Raw genomic sequence first — 22,401 nt, 5'->3', positions numbered from 1 at the left:
CGCCCTAATTATACTATTCGTTATTTAATTGCTCTCTGTACAAATGTAAATTAGCTTTGGTTTTATCGTCCAAATCTGGCTCTTTTATATCTGTGTATTGCTTTAATGTATCGTATAAAATTTGCGCTACAGCCAATCGTGCTGTAGGTTTATCATCTGCAGGAATGTTATACCAAGGCGCATAGTCTGTACTTGTTCTGTTAATGGCATCCTGATAACAATCCATGTATTTGTCCCAAAGTTTACGTTCTTTTAGATCGCCTGCTGAGAACTTCCAATTTTTTTCTTGCTTGTCTAAACGACGCAGTAATCTGTTACGTTGCTCGTCTTTTGACAGATTCATGAAGAATTTAAAAACCAGTGTTCCGTTGTCTGTCAAGTGTTTTTCAAAATTATTGATTTGCTCAAAACGTTTGTCCCAAAAGGCCTCGTTTACATCATCAATACTTTTTACAAACGGTAATTTTTCTCCTAAAATATACTCAGGATGGACGCGTGTTACTAAAACGTTTTCATAATGTGTACGGTTATGAACGCCAAATTTACCACGTGCCGGAAGCTTTATATAGTGCCTCCAAAGGTAGTCGTGTTTAAGCTCTAATTCTGTCGGAACTTTAAAACTCATTACCTCAACACCTCTGGCATTAAAATCTTTAAAGACTTCGCGTATTAAACTGTCTTTTCCTGACGTGTCCATACCTTGTAAGCATACTAAAACCGAATATTTACCGTGTGCATACATGGTGTCTTGCAGTTTACCTAGTTGGCGTCTTACTTTGCGCAAAGCGTCCTCTGTAGTGTCCTTGTCTGCTTCTAAGTCCAATTTACTTGGCAGGTCACTAAGCTTAATTTTTGAAGTGATTTTATGATCTTTAATTTGGATGTCTTTCATGCTGTTTTATTTACTTGCAAATAATTTTACGTCTTGCTCACTCACCTCTGCTGCTCCTAATATTATTAATCTTTCTACAACATTACGCAACTCTCTAATGTTACCTGTCCAGTCGTAATCTTGTAATAATTTTATGGCTTTAGCCGAAAATGATTTATGTGCAGTACCTTGCTCTTCTGCAATTTTTGCGGAAAAATGATTAATTAATAACGGGATATCCTCTCTTCTCTCGTTTAAAGCCGGCACTTTAACTAGTATTACTGCTAATCTGTGGTATAAATCCTCACGGAAATTACCATCTGCGATTTCCTTTTTTAAATTTTTATTGGTTGCTGCAACGACACGTACGTTTACTTTTATATCCTTATCGCTACCAACACGTTGGATGCGACTTTCTTGTAAAGCACGTAATACTTTTGCTTGAGCAGATAGGCTCATATCACCAATTTCGTCAAGAAAAATGGTTCCGCCATTAGCCGCTTCAAATTTACCAGCTCTGTCTTTTGCTGCACTTGTAAACGCCCCTTTTACGTGACCAAAAAGCTCACTTTCTATTAACTCTGACGGTATTGCTGCACAGTTAACCTCTATCATTGGTGCTTTTGCACGTGTACTTTTTTCGTGTAACCAGTGTGCTACAAGCTCTTTACCTGTTCCGTTTGGTCCAGTTATTAAAACTCTTGCATCCGTTGGAGCCACTTTATCTATAATATCTTTGATTTGAGAAATAGCGTCGCTATTACCAATCATTTCATACTTTTTGCTAACTTTTCTTTTTAGAATTTTGTTTTCTATAACTAATTCTTTTCTGTCTAGCGCGTTACGTACGGTGTTTAATAAACGGTTTAAATCTGGCGGCTTTGAGATATAATCAAAAGCCCCTAAACGCATTGTATTTACAGCTGTATCTAGATCTCCGTGACCAGAGATCATTACCATTGGTATTTCTGGTTTAATCTTTTTTGCTGCTTCTAACACCTCAACACCATCCATTTTTGGCATTTTAATGTCACACAGAATTAAATCGTAATCTTCTTTTTTAATTTTATTGATACCAACTAATCCATCCTCAGCTTCTTCTACTTGATAGGTATCGTTTTCCTCCGAAAGGATTTTAACTAATACTCTCCTAATTGCTGCTTCGTCCTCTATTACTAAAATTTTTGGCATTATATTTTAAATTTAAATCCTGTTCTTAAATAAAATGTATTGACGTTGTCAAGCTTAAATACATCTTCTCTGTTCTCGTCTCTCAACCTATTACTCATACTTAATGTGTAACCTGTATAAGCGTACCATACTAAATGGTCCGTAAAACAATACTCATATCCAATACCTGCTAATACTAATGATAATGAGACGCTATCCGCTTCCTTACCATCAATTGAAAAACGCTCTTGTGTGTTGGCAAAATAACCATCAATCCCTACAAAGGTTTGGATAATATTATTTTCGTTTATATAATATTTTACATTAGTTTTTGGCACTCCTAAATTATAAGACCATTTCTCGTTAACACGTCTAAAATAACTAACAAAAGGTAGTGGTAATGGTATACCAGTTGTAGTATTATAGGTAAGCCCTAAAACTAATCTATAAGGTTTGCTAGCCGTTTTATCTTTAGTCCTATCGTTAATAGCATAAACCCCTCCGTTTAAAAAAATATCGTCTCCTGAGATCTTATGTCGTAAAGTAGAAGCTAATCTTGGTGTTATTTTTGCGCCAAATCTCCAATTTTCAGACATTTTAAAAGTGTATCCTAAATTAAAATCTAAAACATGCAAACGTCTTAAATTAGAAGTTGGAAATGGGTAACTATCTTCCAAGTTTAATGTAATTCTACTATACTCACTACCAATTAAAAGGTAAGCATCTTCGCTCATTTTTATAGGGTAATTTAATAGAAACCTAAACCTATCAAAACTGTCTTCAGAATTATTTTTTGGAATATAAGAATACTCTACACGTGCTAAATCTGTTAACTGAGCATTAGCAGTATTAACAGCACTTATTAGGACAAAGACAAACAAGAAAAATTTAAAATGCTTTTGCATAAACAGACTAATTATTTGATTGATATTGAGTTATTTTGATTATTATCTTGAATAATATGGACATCTCTTTGCGGAAATGGTATGGTAATATTATGCTCTCTAAACAGTTTGTCAATTGCGAATCTGATTTCGCTTTTTGGAATTCTAGAATTAAAACTATCCTCAATAGTAAAAGCGACTCTAAAATTTAATGCACTATCTCCAAAATCTGTAAATAAGACTGTCGGTGCAGGTTGCTTGAAAACTAATTTACTAGACTTGGCTGCATCCAATAACAACTTTTTAACCAAGTTTACATCACTTCCATAAGCGACACCAACATCTACAGACTCTCTAGTAGTCGACCCGTTTTGAGTCCAGTTATACAAACTATTAGTTAAGTACAAGTGATTAGGTATTACCAATACTTTATTATCAATAGTTACAGCTCTTGTGGTACGCAATTTAATCTCTTCAACACGTCCTACCTTACCATCTATTTCAATAATATCACCAACATGTACAGATTGATCAACAAGTATAAACACTCCAGAAATAATATCCTGAAATAATGTTTGCAAAGCCAAACCTACACCAATTAATAATGCTGCTGAAGCTGCAAAAACTGCTGTTATATCTATTCCTAAAGAGTCTATTACAACTAAAAAAACAATACCGTAGATAATCCAACGCGCAAACGAAAATACAGTTACAAACTTTGCTTTATCTTCTATTGGTAATTTTTGAGTTACTAGCTTTCTTACCCAGCGTAAGACATAGGTTGTAAGCAATAACACAAGAATAACAAGCAGTAAATATTTTACTTTTAAAATACCTGTGATCTGATCTTGATTATCTGTAAATGTATAGATCTTAATATTTAAAAATTCGACAAGCTTTTCCCAAGCAGAACTATCAACAATAGCATCCCCCATCTTCTCTACACCTTCCTCAATTTTGTCTGCGACTTTACTCTCTTGCATTCTATTATTTATTAATATCTAATCCACTTTAACAACTCTTTATACGTTGGTTTTTTTCCGTACATTAAAATACCAACTCTATAAATTTTTGCTGCAAACCATACAGTTCCCATAAATGTCCCTATTAGTAATAACAACGACACTATTTGTTGCCAAATTGGCACTCCAAACGGTATCCTCATTAACATTACAACTGGAGATGTAAACGGTATAAACGAAAATATAGTACTTACCGTACCATGTGGATCCTCAATTACTGTAAACATACCTACATAAACTGCTAAAATTAATGGCATTAAAATAGGCAACATAAATTGTTGTGTATCTGTTTCGTTATCTACTGCTGCACCAATTGCTGCATATAAAGAGGCATATAACAAGTACCCACTAATAAAAAACAGTAGAAAAGCAATAACCAAATTGGCTAACGGTAAATTATAAAAAGCTGTAAATAAACTTTGTACTTTTTCTCCCGTACCTGGATTATCCATAGCCTGAAGCATTAACTCTTGCTGCGGTGTTTGCGCTTGCGCGAAGTCTATCCCGAAAATAGCCGATACAACCGTTAGTAAAACACCTCCTAAAATAATCCAAATTACAAACTGAGTAATTCCGGCTAAAGACGTTCCTATAATTTTACCTAACATTAATTGTATTGGCTTTACTGAAGAAATTATAACCTCTATAATTCGACTTGTTTTTTCTTCAATAACACTTCTCATAATCATGTTACCGTAAATAATAATAAACATGAATAACAGATAACCTGCTGCACCACCAAATGCCAGTTTAACAACACTATCTATCTTAGAAGACTTTACACCTGTAAAGTTTTCTTGTGCAATATCAATACTAATTTTAGACGCTTTTATGGTTGCTAAGTCAATTCCTTTTTGAGCCATATTTTGATTAGTAAGCTCCTTTTCTATTTTATTTTCTAAAGAAGAAATAACAGAAAGTGATGGAGACTCTTCAGAATAAAACTGAACAGCACTGCCTACATTGTCAAAATTCTGAATCTTATTAACGTGCAACAATCCATAATTACCCTGTTCTTCGACTAGCTTTTTAGCATTGTCAAGTGTAAGTCCCGTTAACACATTATACTTTGTGTTTTCTGTATCTATAAACGCTTCAGTTAAAAAACCTGAATCGTCTAAAACAGAAATTGTTCGTTGCTTATTGTTATTCATTTGTGATAAATACATCACAACAGTAATTAACGCAATCATAATTAACGGACTAAGTACAGTCATTATTAAAAATGATTTGTTCTTAACCTTGGTTAAGTATTCGCGTTGTATAATAAGTGGAAGATGATTCATAATTAGTTATTCTTTACAGTTTGAATAAAAATATCGTTAGCACTAGGAATAACTTCTACGAAATGAGAAATTTGTCCTTGATTATTTAAATAGCTTAATAAGTCGTTAGCAGATTCATTATCTGACAACTTAATATTAAGTTTTAAATCGTCACCAAGTGTTTTAAATTCGGCTGGCGTAACACTAAACTTGCTAGCTAACTCTTGTTCTAATCCACTATTATTAGGATTAATACCTATTTGAAATGTATTAGTTTTAAACTGACGTTTAATATCCATTAAATTACCGTCTAATACTTTATTAGATTTATGTATTAATGCTATATGATCACACAACTCTTCTACAGACTCCATACGGTGTGTAGAAAAAATAACAGTTGCTCCATTATCACGTAGTCTTAAAATCTCATCTTTAATTAGATTAGCGTTTATTGGATCAAATCCAGAGAAAGGCTCGTCAAAGATTAATAATTTAGGCTCGTGTAAAACGGTAACAACAAATTGAATTTTTTGAGCCATACCTTTGGATAACTCTTGTATTTTTTTATTCCACCAATCTCCAATCTCCAAACGCTCAAACCACATTTTTAGTCGTTTTTTAGCCTCTGCCTTTTGCATTCCTTTTAGTTGTGCCAAGTATAACGCTTGCTCTCCAACCTTCATAGACTTATATAAACCACGCTCCTCGGGTAAATAGCCAATATCTCTAACATGATGATTTTTAAGGGCTTCTCCATCTAACAAAACATGTCCAGAATCTGGCATTGTTATTTGGTTAATAACTCTAATTAAAGTTGTTTTTCCTGCTCCATTCGGTCCTAGTAAACCAAAAATACTGCCTTTAGGCACAGTTATAGACACATTATTAAGTGCAGTAAAGTTTCCAAAATTCTTAGATACTTGATGCACCTCTAAAAGGTTGCTCATAGATTTTTAAAATTGATTAGTACGACTGCTTATAGCGCGCTTTGTAAATATAGAAAATGTTAAAATAGTAACGTAATAGATTTACTTATTTTTAACTAGGTGTAACCAATTTTATTATAAACACTTTAATCTTTAAGACAACTACACCAGAGGTATCACCTTAGCTATAACTAGCATCCAAAAATTAGAAAAAGTATTTAGTAGAAATTAAAGGTTAATCTGCTATCATCTTGCATTGCAATCTGCGTTGGGTTTAATTCGACTAATTTACTTTTGTTCGCGCTATGCGCTTCAAAAGTAAAAGCCCCCCTATTACCATCTTGGATCCCAACCTGCGTTGGGATTAATTCGACTAGTTTATTTTTGTTCGCGCTATGCGCTTCAAAAGTAAAAGTCTTATTAAAAACAAAACCCACCCTTTAAATAAATAAAGGATGGGAAAAAATTGCTATGAAAAAGAAAAATTATCACTAGCTAGGCTAGCGATATATCAAATATAATATTTTTTATTAAACTAAGATGTTAAATGATTTAAATAGTTAAACAAAAGGCAAAAAAAATCCGCTTTTTACAGCGGATTTTCTTACTAATCATATAACTAAGATACTGTTTAAATTAAGAAAACATATCTTTTACTTTCTCGAAAAACGACTTATCACTGCGTTCCGGCTTAGGTGAAAAATGTTCGTCCTCACGCATACTTTCAAAGAAATCTTTTTGTTTTTTGTTTAACGTTTTTGGCGTCCAAACATTAACATGTACTAATAAATCTCCTTTTCCGTAACCGTTTATGCTAGGAATACCTTTTCCGCGTAAGCGTAATATTTTTCCTGATTGCATACCTGCTTCAATCTTAATACGCACTTTTCCAGTAACTGTATCAATCTCTTTAGAGTTACCTAAAATAGCATCTGGTAAGCTTACATAAAGATCATAATGTAAATTATCTCCTTCACGTTGTAAAGACTCATGCGCTTCTTCTTCTATAGCTACTAATAAATCTCCAGAAACGCCATTACCTGGTGCTTCGTTACCTTTACCAGAAACTTTAAGCTGCATACCATCTACTACACCTGCAGGAATATTTACAGGAATAGTTTCTTCTTTAGCTATCATACCTTGTGCATCTGCCTCACTAGGTTTTTTATCTATAGTTTGACCTGCTCCTCCACAAGTTGTACAAGGAGATGCCGTTTGCATACGTCCTAAAATAGTATTTGTAACTCTAGTAACTTGACCAGAACCATTACAAGTACTACACGTTTTATATGTAGTTCCTGGTGCTTGAACTTTACGTTTTACTTTTATTTTTTTCTCAACACCATTAGCAATTTCTTCTAGTGTTAGTTTTAAACGTACACGTAAGTTACTTCCTTTAACACGACGCTGTTGTCCGCCACCAAAACCAGAGAAACCACCTCCTCCGAAGCCTCCGCCTCCAAAGATATCTCCAAACTGACTAAAGATGTCGTCCATATTCATACCACCACCGCTGTAGCCACCGCCACCGCCTCCTTCAAAAGCTTGGTGTCCATATTGGTCGTAACGTGCCTTTTTATTCTCGTCACTTAGTATTTCATAAGCTTCAGCTGCTTCTTTAAATTTAGACTCAGCGTCTTTATCATCCGGATTTTTATCTGGATGAAATTCGATTGCTTTTTTACGGTACCCTTTTTTTATCTCAGCTTGTGTCGCTGATTTGTTAATACCTAATATTTCGTAAAAATCTCTTTTAGCCATACTTATATTATTGTCCTATAATTACTTTAGGAAAACGTATAACAGTCTCGCCTAGTTTATATCCTTTTTCAATAACGTCTATAATCTTACCTTTTAAATCTGCTGTAGGTGCAGGTATCTGTGTTATAGCTTCATGATGATCTGCATTAAATGTATCTCCTGCTCTAACTTCAATTGTAGCCAAACCTTTTTGTTGTAATGCGTTTAATAATTTGTTATAAATTAATAAAACACCTTTACGTAACTCTTCAGCTTCTTTATCTTCATCAATATGTAATAAAGCACGTTCAAAATCATCCAAAATTGGCAACATTGACACCATTACATCTTTACTTGCTGTTTGAAACAATTCCACACGCTCTCTAGACGTACGTTTTTTATAGTTTTCAAACTCTGCAAAAAGACGTAAAAACTTATCTTTTTCTTGTTGTAAATCTACCGTTAATTGATCCTCTACAGATAATTGCTCTACCACTTCCGCTTCTTCTGGTGTTGTAGTTGTATCTGATTGATTAGAAGTTGTATTCACTTCTTCTTCTATGTCTGCTTCTCTTTTAGTTTTCTTGCTCATTGTTGTACTTAATTTAAAATACTGTAATTGGGATGGCAAAAGTACTGCCATTACTATAAATAATGCCAAAATGTCATTATTTATTTTAACAAATATTTAATTAGTTTCCATGGAAGATTATTTATATATTTGCATAATAAATCACTAAAGACTAAAAACTTATATCATGAAAAAAATTGTATTAAATCTTTTTGCTGTTGCCATAGTTGGATTAACTGTTGTTGCATGTAAAAGTGACGTTAAGGAAGCAAAAACAGGAGAAGCACAAACTGTTGCACAAAATACTGAAGCTGCAAAATTTAAAGCTGACGCTGCTACTTCTATGATTGTTTGGAAAGCAAACAAAATTGTTGGAGGACACGAAGGAACAATAAACGTATCTAATGGTGTTGCCGAATTTGAAGGAGACAAATTAGTAGGTGGTACTTTTATGTTTGACATTAATACTATTGCATGTACAGATATACCTGCAGATGATGAAGCTAACGGTAAATTAGTTGGTCATTTAAAAGGTGCTGACTTTTTTGACGTTGAAAAATTTGCTACTGCTGCATTTGAAATTACTAAAGTAGAAGGTGATAACGTAAGCGGTAACCTTACTATGAAAGGTATTAAAAAGAATGTAACATTTCCTGCAACAGTAACTGTAACTGGTGACGATGTAACTATTTCAAGTGAAACATTTACTATTGATAGAACGGAATGGAACATCATGTACAACTCTGGTAAATCTTTAGATGCTGCTGCATTGGGAGACAAAATGATTAAAGATGATGTAGAAATCAAAATAGTAGTTAAGGCTAAAAAAGCATAATACTTACTAATTATTTATATTAAAAGCCACAACTTAAGTTGTGGCTTTTTTGATATACGGTCAATTTGACGTTGTCAAGTAATACTAATAACTTTGCAAAAAAAATATCATATTAATAGTTATCAAAAGACTTTAAAATTAAACCTATACAAACACATATAGCACCATTACAATCTAATGCAATAAGACTGCAAGACTATGGTGTTGGTCTATTTGAAACCATTACCTCTAAGTCTGCATTAAAAAAAACATTAAAAAAGGAGCTAATCACTGTTAATGGAATAACAGCAACTTCTGCAACCTTTATAAAAGGAGGAGAAACTATTACATTATTTGCTTCGGAAAACGAAGGAACAAAAACCAAACTAATCTTTAAATTAAAGGTTTTATTTGAAGACGATTATTTGGCGATTGTACACAAGCCAGCAGGGATTTTAGTAAGCGGAAACACTTTTAAAACTGTTGCTAATGCGCTTACACAAAACTTACAAAAAAGCACACAACCTGATGCCACAATACCGCAACCAGTCCATCGCTTAGATTACGCTACTACTGGTATCTTATTAATAGGAAAAACAAGTAGTAGCATTACTGCTTTAAATAAAATATTTGAAAACAGAGCCATTACAAAAACCTATTACGCAATTGCAATCGGTGCTATGCCTGAAAGCGGAAACATTAATGATACTGTAGATGGTAAATATGCTGCTTCAGATTTTAAGGTTTATAACACAGTACCTTCCAAAAGATTTACGACACTAAATTTAGTAAAGCTTCACCCTCAAACCGGACGTAGACATCAACTAAGAAAACATTTAGCTAGTATTGGCAATCCAATTTTGGGAGATAAAACCTATGGAACAGCACCATTAATTTTAAATGGAAAAGGCATGTTTTTACATGCTTACTCTTTAAAATTTACACATCCTTTTACTAATGAAGCACTGTATATAAAGGATGAATTACCTAAAGGTTTTAAAAAGATATTTGTAACAGCATAAAGCGGTATTACCAGTATAGATATTACTCTACAGGAAAATCAAAATACTGGTTACGGTAAGGTTCTCCTCTTAAGGTAAAATGCCACCACTCTTTTGGATAATTCCTAAAACCGTTAGTCAACATGACATGTTGTAACAACTGTCTATTATCTTGTTGCTTTTTGGTTAACTTATTATTTACAACCCAAGATTCTGGGCCAAAAAAATCATAAGGCGTACCCATATCAAGCTCTTCCCCTGTTTCTAAATTAATAATAGTCAAATCTAAAGTACTCCCGCTACTATGTCTAGATTTAGAGGCAATATAACCTTGACTAAATAAATTTCGTTTTTTAACATTTGGGTAATACGCTTCTTTTTGTAATGTATCGTTAATTTGTTTAGCCCATCTTACAAAATGATTTACCGCACGTTGTGGTCTATAAGCATCATAAATTTTTATACCTAATCCTTGTGTTTTAAGAGTATCCTGAATTTTGCGCAGTGCTTTAGCTGCCAAATCTGTCATAATAACAACTTCTTTATTATAGCCATCTATTTGTTGTCCTACAAAATTATCATCGTTACAGTATCTTAATTCTACCGCTAGATCATCAATAAGATTTTGTGCATATACAAAACCTTCGCGGAGTTGAGCAACACAAATAGTTGTAAAAAATGTTAGTAAAAGAGCTAGAGTAAACTTCATGGTATCTAAATTATAGGCTAAATTTATAAAATAAAACACTAACTATGACTTATCCTTGGCATCTTTATATAATGTCTGTAATGTATTTACTTGCCGGAATTATGCATTTTATTAAACCCAAAATGTATATGCGTATTATGCCAAGCTACTTACCAAACCATAAATTACTAGTTTATTTAAGTGGAATAGTAGAAGTGTTACTAGCCATAACCATTTGTATTCCAAGCTTAAAAACCATTTCTATTTATGGTATAATTACTATGCTTACAGTGTTTTTAATGGTTCATTTTTATATGTTATCTAGTAAAAAGGCTTCCGCTGGAATACCAAAATGGGCGCTATTACTTCGTATTCCTTTACAATTTGGATTAATGTATTGGGCGTTTCAATACTTAAAATTTTAGTCTATGTTATTTTCTGAAGAAATAAAACTTAATTTGCCCGATGCTGACATTAGTTACTTTCCTGGTTTTTTAGATTTACAAGATGCGGACAACTATTTTGATCGTTTTTTAAAAACTATTCCTTGGCAACAAGATGATATTACTGTTTTTGGAAAAACACATCCACAACCTAGACTTACTGCCTTGTTTGCTAGCAATAACAAACCCTATAGTTACTCAAATATTACCATGCAACCGTACGGCTTTACTTCCGCTTTAAGCGAAATAAAAAAACTTATAGAGCAACAAGCTGAAACCGTTTTTACAACATGTTTAGCAAATTTATATCGAGATGGTCAAGACAGTAATGGTTGGCATGCCGATAACGAAAAAGAATTGGGGATTAACCCGATTATAGCTTCTGTAACTTTAGGAGCACCACGTTATTTTAATTTAAAACATAAAGACAACCCTAAATTAAAACACAAAGTATTACTAGAGCATGGTAGCTTATTACTTATGAAAGGTGAAACACAACACCATTGGCTGCATCAAATTGCCAAAACAAAAAGAGTTATAAAACCTAGAATCAATTTAACCTTTAGAGTTATAAAATAGATTGCTTTAGTACAGATTTAAATTTTCAATTTTATAATACGCTTAAATAACTATTAAAAACAAAAAAGCCAAGGTCCCTCAACCTTGGCTTTTTGCTATTTGACATTTTACATTAGTTTAAAATAAACTTAATAATGCAAATAATAATTAATTAATCCATTGAACTAAAAAGTATGTAATTTCTAGTACACTACAAACATAAAACTTATTCACGTATTTCACGTTTAAAAACAATATAAATCGATGAAACGCATTAAATTTTAACATTTACCGATTAACTAGTGTTTTTAATCGATTAAAAACACGTTTCAGAATAATAACATTCGGTTTTTTATGCCAATAATTAGATGTAAATTTGAGCATGGCATTTTATTTGTCTTAGTAGATCAAAACGCTTTATATGAAATTACACATCTTAATACTACTTGCAATAACTTCATTTTTTGCTAACGCACAAGATGCCACGCCTATTAGTCAAGATATTGCTATAAACCAGCATATTAACGGGACACTTTTAAAGCCAAATACACCAGCTAGTACACTGGCTATAATTATTGGTGGATCAGGACCAACGGATAAAGATGGTAATCAAAATTTTCAGAAAACAAATAATATAAAAAAACTTGCTACACATTTAGCAAACCAAAATATTGCAACCTTTAGATATGACAAAAGGATTGTTAAACAAATACGCAATAAGACCGTAGCTAATAATATTATGTTTGATGACTTTGTGGCAGATGCATCAGCCGTAATGACCTACTTTAAGACTAAAAATAATTATAAGCATATCTATATTATTGGTCATGACCAAGGTAGTTTAATTGGGATGTTAGCCGCTAAAGATGCTGCCGATGGTTTTATATCCATAGCAGGAACAGCTTTAAGTATTGATCAACTTATTACAGAACAAGTAGAAAAAACAGCACCGCAATTTACGGCGGATACCAAAAGAATTTTCAAACTTTTAAAAGCAGGAAAAACAACAACGGATTATCCTGTTGCCCTATCTTCTATTTTTAATATCGAAACGCAACGTTTTATTATGAATTGGATGCAATACAATCCAACAGAGATTTTAAGTACTTTGGAGATTCCTATTTTGATTACAAATGGCACAAAAGATTTACAAGTAAGTGAAGCCGAAGCTAAACTATTACATGATGCTGCACCTACATCAGAATTGAAGATTATACCAAACATGAATCACGTTTTAGTTACTATATCTGGTGGTGATCTAGAAAATTCAAAATCTTACAACGAGTCACAAAGAGCTCTATCTCCAGAGTTACTAAACTGTATTACTACGTTTATAAATCATTAATTTACAATTAGTACTAATAGAAAAAGCATCCTTAAAAGGATGCTTTTTCATACTAACCAACCAAAAATATGATAATTACAACTCGTTTCGTTTAGGTAACCACACCTAAGTGAAAGTCTACATATATAATTACTATTACAGTAATGCAATTGTCATGCCATTTCTAGTTACAACAAACAACGTATTGTTAAAGCTTTATTAAATGTATTATATAGAAAAAGCATCCTAAAAAGGATGCTTTTTCATACTAACCAACCAATGTAATTATTACTCGTTTCTGTCTAGGTAACCACACCTAATGAAAGTCAACATATATAATTACAACTCTAATAATACAACAGTCGTGCCAATAACAACTAACTAACATTTAGGATTGTTAAAGATTTACTAAAATGATTAAATAGAAAAAGCACTCTAAAAAGAGTGCTTTTTCATACTAACCAACCAATGTAATCATTACTCGTTTCTGTTTAGGTAACCACACCTAGTGTAAGAAAGTCATCATATTTGATTACAACTTCTATAATACAAATGCTGTGCCAAACTTTATTTTATGAGCTTTAAATAACCATTTTATTTGATTATTTTGCGTTAATAATATACCAACACTATGAGTGAACCATTATTTACAAACGACACCGTTGTTTTCGGGGTGTTAATGCTAGCATTAGGTTTGATTTTTTACACAGAATCTTTAAAAGGAGGCTTCTGGGAAAAATTTTATAAAATTGTACCAGGGCTATTTATGGCCTATATGCTACCCGCCATACTAACTACCATTGGTTTAATAGCTCCAGAATGGGAAACTACTACAAATACCGGTACTGTTGTAGCGCATAAAACAAACTTATATTTTGTTGCCAGTCGTTACCTATTACCTGCTGCTTTAGTACTTATGACACTAAGTATTGATCTAAAAGCAGTATTTAATTTAGGTTGGAAAGCCCTGATTATGTTTTTTACAGGAACTGTAGGTATTATTATAGGAGGTCCAATAGCAATATTGCTAATATCTGCCATTTCGCCAGAGACTGTTGGAGGCGTAGGACCTGATGCTGTATGGAGAGGATTATCAACTTTAGCCGGAAGTTGGATTGGTGGTGGCGCTAACCAAACTGCAATGCTAGAAATTTACGGTTATAATCAAGCAGAGTATGGTAAAATGGTTTTTGTTGATATAGTTGTGGCTAATGTTTGGATGGCCATACTATTAATAGGAATAGGAAAACGCGCTAAAATAAACAAATGGTTAAAAGCTGACACATCGTCTATTGAAGCTTTAAAAGAAAAAATGTCCAAGTTTACGGAAAGTGTAAAACGCAACCCAACAGTTACCGACCTTATGTTACTAGCCGCAATTGCTTTTGGAACAGTAAGTTTTGCTCATTTTAGTGCTGATAACATAGCTCCTTTTTTTGGAAGAATAATATCCGAGATCGAGTCTACAACAATAAAAAACACATTTACATTTTTAGATAGTACGTTTTTCTGGATGATAAGTATAGCAACAATTGTTGCTATTTTACTATCGTTTACAAAAGCTAAAAATTACGAAGGTGCAGGCGCAAGTAAATTTGGAAGCGTATTTATTTACATACTAGTTGCTACTATTGGAATGAAAATTGACATCAGCTCTATATTTGACAATGTAGGCTTAATAGCTATTGGGTTTGTATGGATGACTATCCATGCCTTACTATTGATAGGTATTGCTAAACTTATAAAAGCGCCTTATTTCTTTTTAGCAGTAGGTAGTCAAGCTAATGTTGGTGGTGCAGCCTCTGCTCCTATTGTTGCTTCCGCCTTCCATCCATCACTAGCCACTGTTGGCGTATTGTTAGCTGTATTTGGATACGCTGTTGGTACTTTAGCCGCAATTGGTTGTACAATTTTAATGCAATTAGCCTCGGGCGGTTAGTATTATTGTATTTTTTAATTGATATTTGCCAACGTTAAAAACAAATTTTAGATGAAAAAAATTATTGCATTATTACTATTAGTTTCTATATTTTCTTGTGGGAATGACACTGACAAATTAACCGTAACTGGAACTGTCAAAGGATTAAAAAAAGGTACAATCTATTTAAAGAAGGTTCAAGATACCGTTTTAGTTACTATGGATTCCATAATAATAAATGGTACCTCAGACTTTAAGCTAGTTTCAGACATTACAGAGCCAGAAATGTTTTACTTATACCTAAATAAAAACACAAAAGAAGATGATCGTATCTCGTTTTTTGGAGACAAAGGGTTGACTACAATACAAACATCATTAGACAACTTTGCTTATGATGCTAAAATCAAAGGCTCAAAGCAACACGAAACTTTAGAGGAATACTTATCTATGATCAGTAAGTTTAACGATAAAAATTTAGACCTTACTAAAGCGTTGTTTGAAGCTGCAAAGGATAATGACACTATTACACTTAAAAAGACAGAAACTGCTTTAAAAACCTTTACAAAAAGAAAATATTTATATACTGCCAATTTTGCTGTGTCGCATAGTGATAGTGAAGTAGCACCTTATTTAGCGCTTTCAGAAATATATGATGCTAATGTCAAATACTTAGATACAATCAATAGTGTATTGTCTCCTAAAGTAAAAGCATCAAAGTATGGTAAAGAATTAAATCAATACATCCTAGATATTAAAAAATCAGAACAATAGATTACCAATTTACACTTATAAAAAAACCATTTAATAAATTAAATGGTTTTTTTTATGCCTTGACTTAAAGCTTCAATTATAGGCAAAAAAAAAGCTTCTCAAATTGAGAAGCTTTTTAGAGCCGATGGAGGGACTCGAACCCACGACCTGCTGATTACAAATCAGCTGCTCTAGCCAGCTGAGCTACATCGGCAAAAGAGTTGGCAAATATAATACTAACTATTACATTGGCAAACTTTTTTTCAAATAAATTATCCTAATTTATTTATTCTTTCAATCAACGCACGTCCTTTAACCTCAAGGTCAGACTTAATAGCGTTAAAATGAGCCTTCTTATTTTCTTCAACTTTTGTGTTTAATTTAGAAATAAGATCGTCAAATGTCTCAATAGCGTCATCTATAATTGCTTCACTTTTAGAATTGTCCTTATCAGTGTTTGAATATTCCCAAACGTATACTGCTTCAATAATATCTCCTAAAACGTAATTAATGTCTTTTTTTAGGTCTCTTTTATTTGCCATAACTTTTTAATTTAATTAGCTGCAAAGCTACATATAAAGTTCGAAATTAAAACTATTTATATGCATTTTAAAGCCTTTATTTATATTAGATAGATTATTTGCCAGAATAACTAACAAAGTTTCTTGGTGTTTCGTACAACGTAACCTCTAGCTCTAAGTTAGATTTAAGTTTTGCCTTTATTTTATTATAGATAACCACAGCTATATTTTCTGCTGTTGGGTTTAAATCTTTAAACTCCGGTACATCTAGATTTAAATTTTTATGATCAAAAGCATCTTCGACTTCAGCCTTAATAATATCCTTTAAAATCTTGACATCTATAACAAACCCTGTTTCTTGATCTATTGCACCAGTAACACTAGCTATCAATTCGTAATTATGACCATGATAGTTTGGGTTATTACATTTCCCGAAGATCTCGTTATTTTTTTCAAACGACCAATCTTTACGATACAATCTATGCGCTGAATTAAAATGTGCTTTTCTACTTACTGTTACTCTCATGATTGATATTTATAAATTCATAAAACTTATCAAATATTATTTTAAACCAAGCCGTATATAATTCTGGTTGATTAATAATATCTGACTTAACGTCTTCTAATGGCATCCATTTCCAAGCCTCTACTTCTTCTTTATTAATGTTTGGGTCTTCTTGATAATACCCAACCATGATATGGTCTAATTCGTGCTCTGTTAAACCGTTATCAAAGGGTGCTTTGTATATAAAAGATGTTTTCTCTTCTAGAGTGGTTGCAAACCCCATTTCTTCCATTAAGCGTCTAGTACCAGCTTGTATATTACTTTCTCCTTCTCTTTGATGACTGCAACATGTATTAGTCCATAATCCTGGAGAGTGGTATTTACTTAATGCTCTTTGTTGTAACATTAATTCGTTTTGATCATTAAATACAAATACTGAAAATGCTCTATGAAGCAGCGCTTTTTCATGTGCTTCCATTTTAGGCATCAATCCTATTTGCTCATCAAACTCATTTACTAAAATTACGTTTTCTTCTTTCATTAATTATAATTAATACACAAAGTTAATACTTAGATAATTGAAAAATTTATTTTAAGTAGAATTTAATAAAAAAAGCACCTCTAAAAGAGGTGCTTTTTTTACTATGATAAATAAACTTAAATACTATCTGTTGATAATAATAAAGTTACTTCTTCTATTCCAATCATGTTCGTCTTCGGTACATTTTACACCGTTACTACATCTGTTTACTAACATTGTTTCTCCATAACCTCTACCTTCTAATCTATCAGCAGCAATACCACCTTCCTGGATTATGTATTGTTTAGTTGAAACGTTTCTTCTGTTAGATAATGCCCAGTTGTAATCATCTGTTGCTCTTGAATCTGTATGAGACTGAACATCGATTCTTACTGAAGGATATTTTCTCATGTAATTAATTACTTTCCATAATTCAACTTCAGCATCTGGTCTAATGTTAGACTTGTCAAAATCAAAGTATATTGGATTTAAATCTAACACTTCTACTAAGTCCATACCAACTTCTGCAGGTTTTGTAGTTTCAGGTGTTAAGTTTAGTTTTAAAACCACATCCTCTTTCTTCTTAGGATTAACTAAGAATGTTTGATCCGCTTGAATATAACCATCTTTAGATGCTATGATATTATACTTTTGTTTGTTACACGGTCCTTCATAACTAAATGCTCCATTTTGATCAGAAGTTAAGTTTTGTACTTCAACTCCTTTTTCGTTTATAACTACAACACTTGCGTAAGGTATAATAACGTTAGTCAATTTGTTTACTGTCGTACCAGATATTAATTGCGTACAGAATGTTCTAGTAAACTTGTAAATATCATCATCACCTTTTCCGTTATATCTATTAGATGTTAAGTATCCTGTGTTAGAAAACTCGTCAATAATAAACTCAAAATCATCTCTAGAACTATTTAATGGCTTCCCTAAGTTTACTACTTCATGATTAACATCATCAAGCTTAGTCATAAAAATATCTAAACCTCCTAAACCTTGGTGTCCATCAGAAGAAAAGTAAAGTGTTCCATTATTACTTATGTACGGAAAATTTTCTCTACCCTCTGTATTAATATCCCCACCTAAATTAACAGGCTCTCCATAAGTACCATCTTCTAAAATATCAACATAATAGATATCAGACTTACCGTGAGTACCAGGCATATCACTAGCAAAATATAATTTAGTCTCATCTAAACTTAGTGCTGGGTGAGCAACGTTATATTGATTGTTATTAAAAGGCATACTAACTAAATTAGTCCATGCACCATTAATAAATTCAGCTTTAAATATTTTTAAACCATTAACTTTTTCATCACTCTTTTTAACTTTACCCTTAAAGTAATTATTTCTTGTAAAGTAAATTGTATTTCCATCTTGAGTGAATGACGTAGAAGACTCATGAAACTTTGTATTTAACTTAGGAGAAAAAACCTTTACATCATCAGTTTCGTTAACTGAATAATACAAATCTAAAAATGGTTGTTCATTCCATTTGTATAATTTACCTTCTCCTCTTGATGAAGCGAAAACAATTCCATCTTTATAAAAAGAAGTACCAAAATCAGAAAAACGAGAGTTTATATCTAAATTTTCTAATTCGAAATCTCCTGAAAGCGCTTCAATAGCTTCTAAATAATTAGGTGATTTAGAAAATAATATTGCTCTAGAATCTTCTGGCTTATACGTAGCAAACTTTCTCATGTTAACGTTAGCATTCTCGTAGTCTCCAATTGCTTTTAAACTCATTGCATATCTGTAGTAATACTCATATTCTACAACTGCATCTAATTTAAATAACTCTCCGTACCATTTAGAGGCATCCTCCATCTGAGTATTGAAATAATAAGAGTTAGCTAACTTTTTGTAAACTTCTGGTGTTTTATTTCCTTTCTCTACTAGTTTCAACAATTCCTTAGTTGTTTCTATGTAAGAAAGCTTATCGTACTTTTTATCTGTACTAGAAGAGATACCATCATCTTGTGCAAATGAAAAGGTAAATGTTAGTAGAATGATTAAAGTAGAAAGTATATATTTATTTTTCATAATCTATATTGTCTATATATATATTAAAAGAATCTTGGTGATAAAATCTTAGTAAGATCTCTTGGTTCAAATCTTAAAAACACTTCAAAAGAACCTGAATTAAATTGTGTTTGCCCTAAATCTGTAACCTCTCTATCATATCCAAACCCTAGCATTAAACTATCCGAAACTTGGTATCCTAAAAGTCCACTTAATGCAGCAGACCAACGGTATGCTAAACCAACAGTAAATTTTTCTTTATATAATGCGTTTACAGTTAAATCTGCTTGTAATGGTGCTCCTGTAACAGCTTTCATTAAAAATGCTGGCTTTAATTTTAAATCTGTATTAATATCAAATACATAACCTCCAATTAAATAAGCATTCATTCTTTCTGTCGCTTGAGATAAAGACGCTTCATCAAAATGCTTTGTTTCTAATAAATTAGGAACAGATAAACCTAAGTACCACTTATCTGCACTACGGTAATATATACCAGCACCAACATTTGGCGAAAATTTATTTTCGATATCCGTTTGTAATAATGGATCCCCAGCATTATATTGATTTAATTCAGAATACTTAACATCTAACAAGTGACCACCGGCTTTTAAACCTAAAGATAATCTTCCTTTATCCGATGTATTAATAGTATATGAAAAGTCAACATCAACATAAGTTTCCTGTGTTGGACCTATTCTGTCATTTACAACAGATAAACCTAAACCTACTTTACCATCTTCTCCTCCAATAGGTGAATGGATATTGAAAGTACCAGTATCTGGCGCTCCGTCTAATCCAACCCATTGCGTACGGTATAACAATAACGCACTTAAACCATCTCTAGACCCTGCGTAAGCCGGGTTTACACTCATAGTGTTATACATATACTGAGTAAACTGAGCATCTTGCTGGGCAGAAACATCTATAAAGCTAAAAGCACTTATAAGAGTTACTAAAATTAAAATTTTATTTTTCATTATAAATAGGGTATAATTATTCTTTAATTAGAGATAGCCATTTGAAAGGCTATCTCTTTTTTTTATTAATTATTATCGTTGGATATATAAGTATCCAGCTCTTGATTTAGTTTCACCTGACTTATTATACTCAATAGTATAGAAGTAAGTTCCTACTGGTAATTGCTCATCAACTTGAACATTTACTCTACCATTAGACTCTCCTTTAAAGAAGTTTCCGTTTTGAGCGTATCCTGACGTTTCATATACAATAACTCCCCATCTGTTATAAATCTTAACAGTATTTTCAGGGTAAAGCTCAATGTTTCTAATAATAAACACATCGTTTTCACCATCTCCGTTAGGCGTAACCGCATTAAATATTTCAAGATCATCTTCAGAAGGCGCTGCGTTGTTTACATCTAAGTAATCTGGTAAACCATCACCATCACTATCTACTGCATCATCACCGAATCCGATACCATCTTCATTAGGGTCTGGATACTCATCTGGAGTTAAAATTCCATCATTATCATCATCCGTATCTAAGTAATCTGGAATACCATCTCCGTCTGTATCATCGTTAGTTGGATCATCATCTCCCGTAGGATCTATATCACCATCAGAATCATCAGTATCAGCATAATCTTCGTTAATAGTATCTACACCATCATTATCATCATCAGTATCCATCCAGTTAGGTATACCATCTCCGTCTGTATCTCCTAAAGGAAATTCTTCTCCGTTAGACACGTTATCCATATCACAATCTCCAGCTAACCATTCCATAGATTGAGGAACTGTAGTACTTGATGTAATAAAGTCACATGGGTTTTGAGGATCAGTACTATCTTCTAATTCTGTTCCGTTAACTACACCATCTCCATCACAATCAATTGCTTCCCAAGCTGCAGATACTATTGAAATATCTTGACTTGTTGCTAAGTAATCACAAGGATCTAATGCATCTGTTCCGTCTATTTCTTCTTGACCATTACTTACTCCATCACCATCACAATCCGCATCAAGGAATACTGAATCTTGAGCTAAAGTAATACTTCCTAATAAATAATTACAAGGATCATTAGGATCTGTTAAGTCTAAAGCTTCTTGTCCGTCAATTACTCCATCTCCATCTGTATCAGGATCTGTAGGATCAGTCGTGTTTCCTGCTGGATCAGCTGGTGTAGATGGATCATCTACTCCTGTAACTTCTTCAACATCTAATAAACCATCCATATCACAATCTGCTCCAGAATCAATAGTCAATGTAACACTTGCTACTAAATAGTCACATGCATCATTAGGATCTGTTCCATCTAAAGCTTCTTGTCCATCTGTTACTCCGTCTCCGTCTGTATCTGGATCTATAGGGTCAGTTGTGTTTCCTGCTGGATCAGCCGGTGTAGATGGATCATCTACTCCTGTAAGCTCTTCCGCATCTGTTAATCCGTCCATATCACAATCTGCTCCTGAATCAATAGTCAATGTAATACTTGCTACTACATAGTCACATGCATCATTAGGATTTGTTCCATCTAAAGCTTCTTGTCCATCTGTTACTCCATCTCCATCTGTATCAGGATCTGAAGGATCAGTTGTGTTTCCTGCTGGATCAGCTGGTGTAGATGGATCATCTACTCCTGTAACTTCTTCAACATCTAATAAACCATCCATATCACAATCTATTGCTGCTGTGATTACTTCTGTAATATCTGCTACGTTATACTCACAAGCATCATTTGGATTTGTTCCGTTTGTAACTTCTGTTCCGTCTAACACACCATCTCCATCTGTATCAGGATCTGTTGGGTCTGTTCCGTCATCTGTTGTTGGATCTCCATCTGGTCCGTTGATCTCTTCTGCATCAGTTAATCCATCCATATCACAATCTGTTGTTGCTGTGATTACTTC

General features: G+C 32.9%; 23 protein-coding genes and 1 tRNA gene. 7 read left to right on the top strand and 17 right to left on the bottom strand.

Annotated elements, in window-relative coordinates; genetic code table 11:
- Nucleotides 1-13: 13 nt before the first annotated feature.
- From BMZ09_RS07320 to BMZ09_RS07280, 9 genes are all read right to left on the bottom strand, one after another.
- Nucleotides 14-892: a PPK2 family polyphosphate kinase gene (locus BMZ09_RS07320; protein WP_090839015.1), complete on the bottom strand. Its 879-nt coding sequence runs from the start codon at nucleotides 890-892 to the stop codon at nucleotides 14-16.
- Nucleotides 893-898: 6 nt separating this feature from the next.
- On the bottom strand, nucleotides 899-2,062 hold the full coding sequence (locus BMZ09_RS07315; RefSeq protein ID WP_090839013.1) for a sigma-54-dependent transcriptional regulator: 1,164 nt from the start codon (nucleotides 2,060-2,062) through the stop codon (nucleotides 899-901).
- Nucleotides 2,062-2,946, bottom strand: coding sequence for a DUF6268 family outer membrane beta-barrel protein (locus BMZ09_RS07310; RefSeq protein WP_090839011.1), 885 nt, complete (start codon nucleotides 2,944-2,946; stop codon nucleotides 2,062-2,064). Before BMZ09_RS07310 ends, BMZ09_RS07315 begins: the two co-directional genes overlap by 1 nt.
- Nucleotides 2,947-2,957: 11 nt before the next feature.
- Nucleotides 2,958-3,908 carry a mechanosensitive ion channel family protein gene (locus BMZ09_RS07305; protein WP_090839009.1) on the bottom strand — a complete coding sequence of 317 codons (951 nt, stop codon included), beginning with the start codon at nucleotides 3,906-3,908 and terminating at the stop codon, nucleotides 2,958-2,960.
- 11 nt (nucleotides 3,909-3,919) lie between these two features.
- Complete coding sequence (locus tag BMZ09_RS07300; protein ID WP_090839007.1) at nucleotides 3,920-5,233, bottom strand: ABC transporter permease; 1,314 nt, start codon at nucleotides 5,231-5,233, stop codon at nucleotides 3,920-3,922.
- A gap of 2 nt (nucleotides 5,234-5,235) precedes the next feature.
- On the bottom strand, nucleotides 5,236-6,159 hold the full coding sequence (locus tag BMZ09_RS07295) for an ABC transporter ATP-binding protein (RefSeq protein ID WP_090839005.1): 924 nt from the start codon (nucleotides 6,157-6,159) through the stop codon (nucleotides 5,236-5,238).
- Nucleotides 6,160-6,356: 197 nt separating this feature from the next.
- Nucleotides 6,357-6,575, bottom strand: a complete 219-nt coding sequence (locus BMZ09_RS07290) for a hypothetical protein (protein ID WP_090839002.1) — start codon at nucleotides 6,573-6,575, stop codon at nucleotides 6,357-6,359.
- 199 nt (nucleotides 6,576-6,774) lie between these two features.
- Nucleotides 6,775-7,899 carry a molecular chaperone DnaJ gene (gene dnaJ / locus BMZ09_RS07285; RefSeq protein WP_090839000.1) on the bottom strand — a complete coding sequence of 375 codons (1,125 nt, stop codon included), beginning with the start codon at nucleotides 7,897-7,899 and terminating at the stop codon, nucleotides 6,775-6,777.
- Nucleotides 7,900-7,906: 7 nt separating this feature from the next.
- Nucleotides 7,907-8,470, bottom strand: coding sequence for a nucleotide exchange factor GrpE (locus tag BMZ09_RS07280; protein WP_090838998.1), 564 nt, complete (start codon nucleotides 8,468-8,470; stop codon nucleotides 7,907-7,909).
- A 166-nt stretch (nucleotides 8,471-8,636) separates the two neighbouring features.
- Here BMZ09_RS07280 and BMZ09_RS07275 point away from each other — a divergent pair, with 166 nt between their 5' ends.
- Together BMZ09_RS07275 and BMZ09_RS07270 are read left to right on the top strand one after the other, a co-directional pair.
- Nucleotides 8,637-9,284: a YceI family protein gene (locus BMZ09_RS07275; RefSeq protein ID WP_090838996.1), complete on the top strand. Its 648-nt coding sequence runs from the start codon at nucleotides 8,637-8,639 to the stop codon at nucleotides 9,282-9,284.
- Nucleotides 9,285-9,688: 404 nt separating this feature from the next.
- Nucleotides 9,689-10,285, top strand: a complete 597-nt coding sequence (locus tag BMZ09_RS07270; protein ID WP_317042606.1) for an RluA family pseudouridine synthase — start codon at nucleotides 9,689-9,691, stop codon at nucleotides 10,283-10,285.
- Nucleotides 10,286-10,307: 22 nt separating this feature from the next.
- Here BMZ09_RS07270 and BMZ09_RS07265 read toward each other — a convergent pair whose 3' ends face one another.
- Nucleotides 10,308-10,973 (bottom strand): M15 family metallopeptidase, encoded by a 666-nt coding sequence (locus BMZ09_RS07265; RefSeq protein WP_090838993.1) that lies wholly within the window; start codon nucleotides 10,971-10,973, stop codon nucleotides 10,308-10,310.
- A gap of 44 nt (nucleotides 10,974-11,017) precedes the next feature.
- Between BMZ09_RS07265 and BMZ09_RS07260 the strand changes: the two genes are divergently transcribed.
- The 5 genes from BMZ09_RS07260 to BMZ09_RS07240 all read left to right on the top strand — a co-directional run bounded on the left by BMZ09_RS07260 (nucleotide 11,018) and on the right by BMZ09_RS07240 (nucleotide 15,966).
- Complete coding sequence (locus tag BMZ09_RS07260) at nucleotides 11,018-11,377, top strand: DoxX family protein (protein WP_090838991.1); 360 nt, start codon at nucleotides 11,018-11,020, stop codon at nucleotides 11,375-11,377.
- A 3-nt stretch (nucleotides 11,378-11,380) separates the two neighbouring features.
- Nucleotides 11,381-11,974, top strand: coding sequence for an alpha-ketoglutarate-dependent dioxygenase AlkB family protein (locus BMZ09_RS07255; RefSeq protein WP_090838989.1), 594 nt, complete (start codon nucleotides 11,381-11,383; stop codon nucleotides 11,972-11,974).
- Between the two features lie 400 nt (nucleotides 11,975-12,374).
- Nucleotides 12,375-13,298, top strand: coding sequence for an alpha/beta hydrolase (locus BMZ09_RS07250; RefSeq protein ID WP_090838987.1), 924 nt, complete (start codon nucleotides 12,375-12,377; stop codon nucleotides 13,296-13,298).
- Between the two features lie 610 nt (nucleotides 13,299-13,908).
- Nucleotides 13,909-15,216 (top strand): DUF819 family protein, encoded by a 1,308-nt coding sequence (locus BMZ09_RS07245; protein WP_090838984.1) that lies wholly within the window; start codon nucleotides 13,909-13,911, stop codon nucleotides 15,214-15,216.
- A 51-nt stretch (nucleotides 15,217-15,267) separates the two neighbouring features.
- A complete protein-coding gene (locus BMZ09_RS07240) occupies nucleotides 15,268-15,966 on the top strand; it encodes a DUF4369 domain-containing protein (protein WP_090838982.1) in 699 nt (232 codons plus the stop codon).
- A 119-nt stretch (nucleotides 15,967-16,085) separates the two neighbouring features.
- On the opposite strand, the gene BMZ09_RS07235 is transcribed toward BMZ09_RS07240, so the two are convergent.
- The 7 genes from BMZ09_RS07235 to BMZ09_RS07205 all read right to left on the bottom strand — a co-directional run.
- A tRNA-Thr gene (locus BMZ09_RS07235) sits at nucleotides 16,086-16,159 on the bottom strand.
- 58 nt (nucleotides 16,160-16,217) lie between these two features.
- The gene (locus tag BMZ09_RS07230) at nucleotides 16,218-16,487 is read right to left on the bottom strand and encodes a hypothetical protein (protein WP_090838980.1); all 270 of its coding nucleotides are present in this window, start codon (nucleotides 16,485-16,487) and stop codon (nucleotides 16,218-16,220) included.
- Nucleotides 16,488-16,581: 94 nt separating this feature from the next.
- Complete coding sequence (locus tag BMZ09_RS07225) at nucleotides 16,582-16,992, bottom strand: 6-pyruvoyl trahydropterin synthase family protein (protein ID WP_090838978.1); 411 nt, start codon at nucleotides 16,990-16,992, stop codon at nucleotides 16,582-16,584.
- Complete coding sequence (gene idi / locus BMZ09_RS07220) at nucleotides 16,973-17,512, bottom strand: isopentenyl-diphosphate Delta-isomerase (protein WP_090838976.1); 540 nt, start codon at nucleotides 17,510-17,512, stop codon at nucleotides 16,973-16,975. The genes BMZ09_RS07225 and idi overlap by 20 nt, the downstream gene beginning before the upstream one ends.
- Before the next feature lie 123 nt (nucleotides 17,513-17,635).
- Complete coding sequence (locus BMZ09_RS07215; protein WP_090838974.1) at nucleotides 17,636-19,549, bottom strand: OmpA family protein; 1,914 nt, start codon at nucleotides 19,547-19,549, stop codon at nucleotides 17,636-17,638.
- Between the two features lie 23 nt (nucleotides 19,550-19,572).
- On the bottom strand, nucleotides 19,573-20,508 hold the full coding sequence (locus tag BMZ09_RS07210) for a PorP/SprF family type IX secretion system membrane protein (protein ID WP_090838972.1): 936 nt from the start codon (nucleotides 20,506-20,508) through the stop codon (nucleotides 19,573-19,575).
- 72 nt (nucleotides 20,509-20,580) lie between these two features.
- On the bottom strand, nucleotides 20,581-22,401 hold a 1,821-nt coding region (locus BMZ09_RS07205; protein ID WP_143067792.1), incomplete at its 5' end, for a T9SS type B sorting domain-containing protein.

Source organism: Olleya namhaensis, from assembly GCF_900114005.1.
Taxonomy (GTDB): Bacteria; Bacteroidota; Bacteroidia; order Flavobacteriales; family Flavobacteriaceae; genus Olleya; species Olleya namhaensis.
The sequence above is the reverse complement of the archived record's forward strand: the minus strand, read 5'-3'. Positions and strand labels throughout refer to the sequence as shown.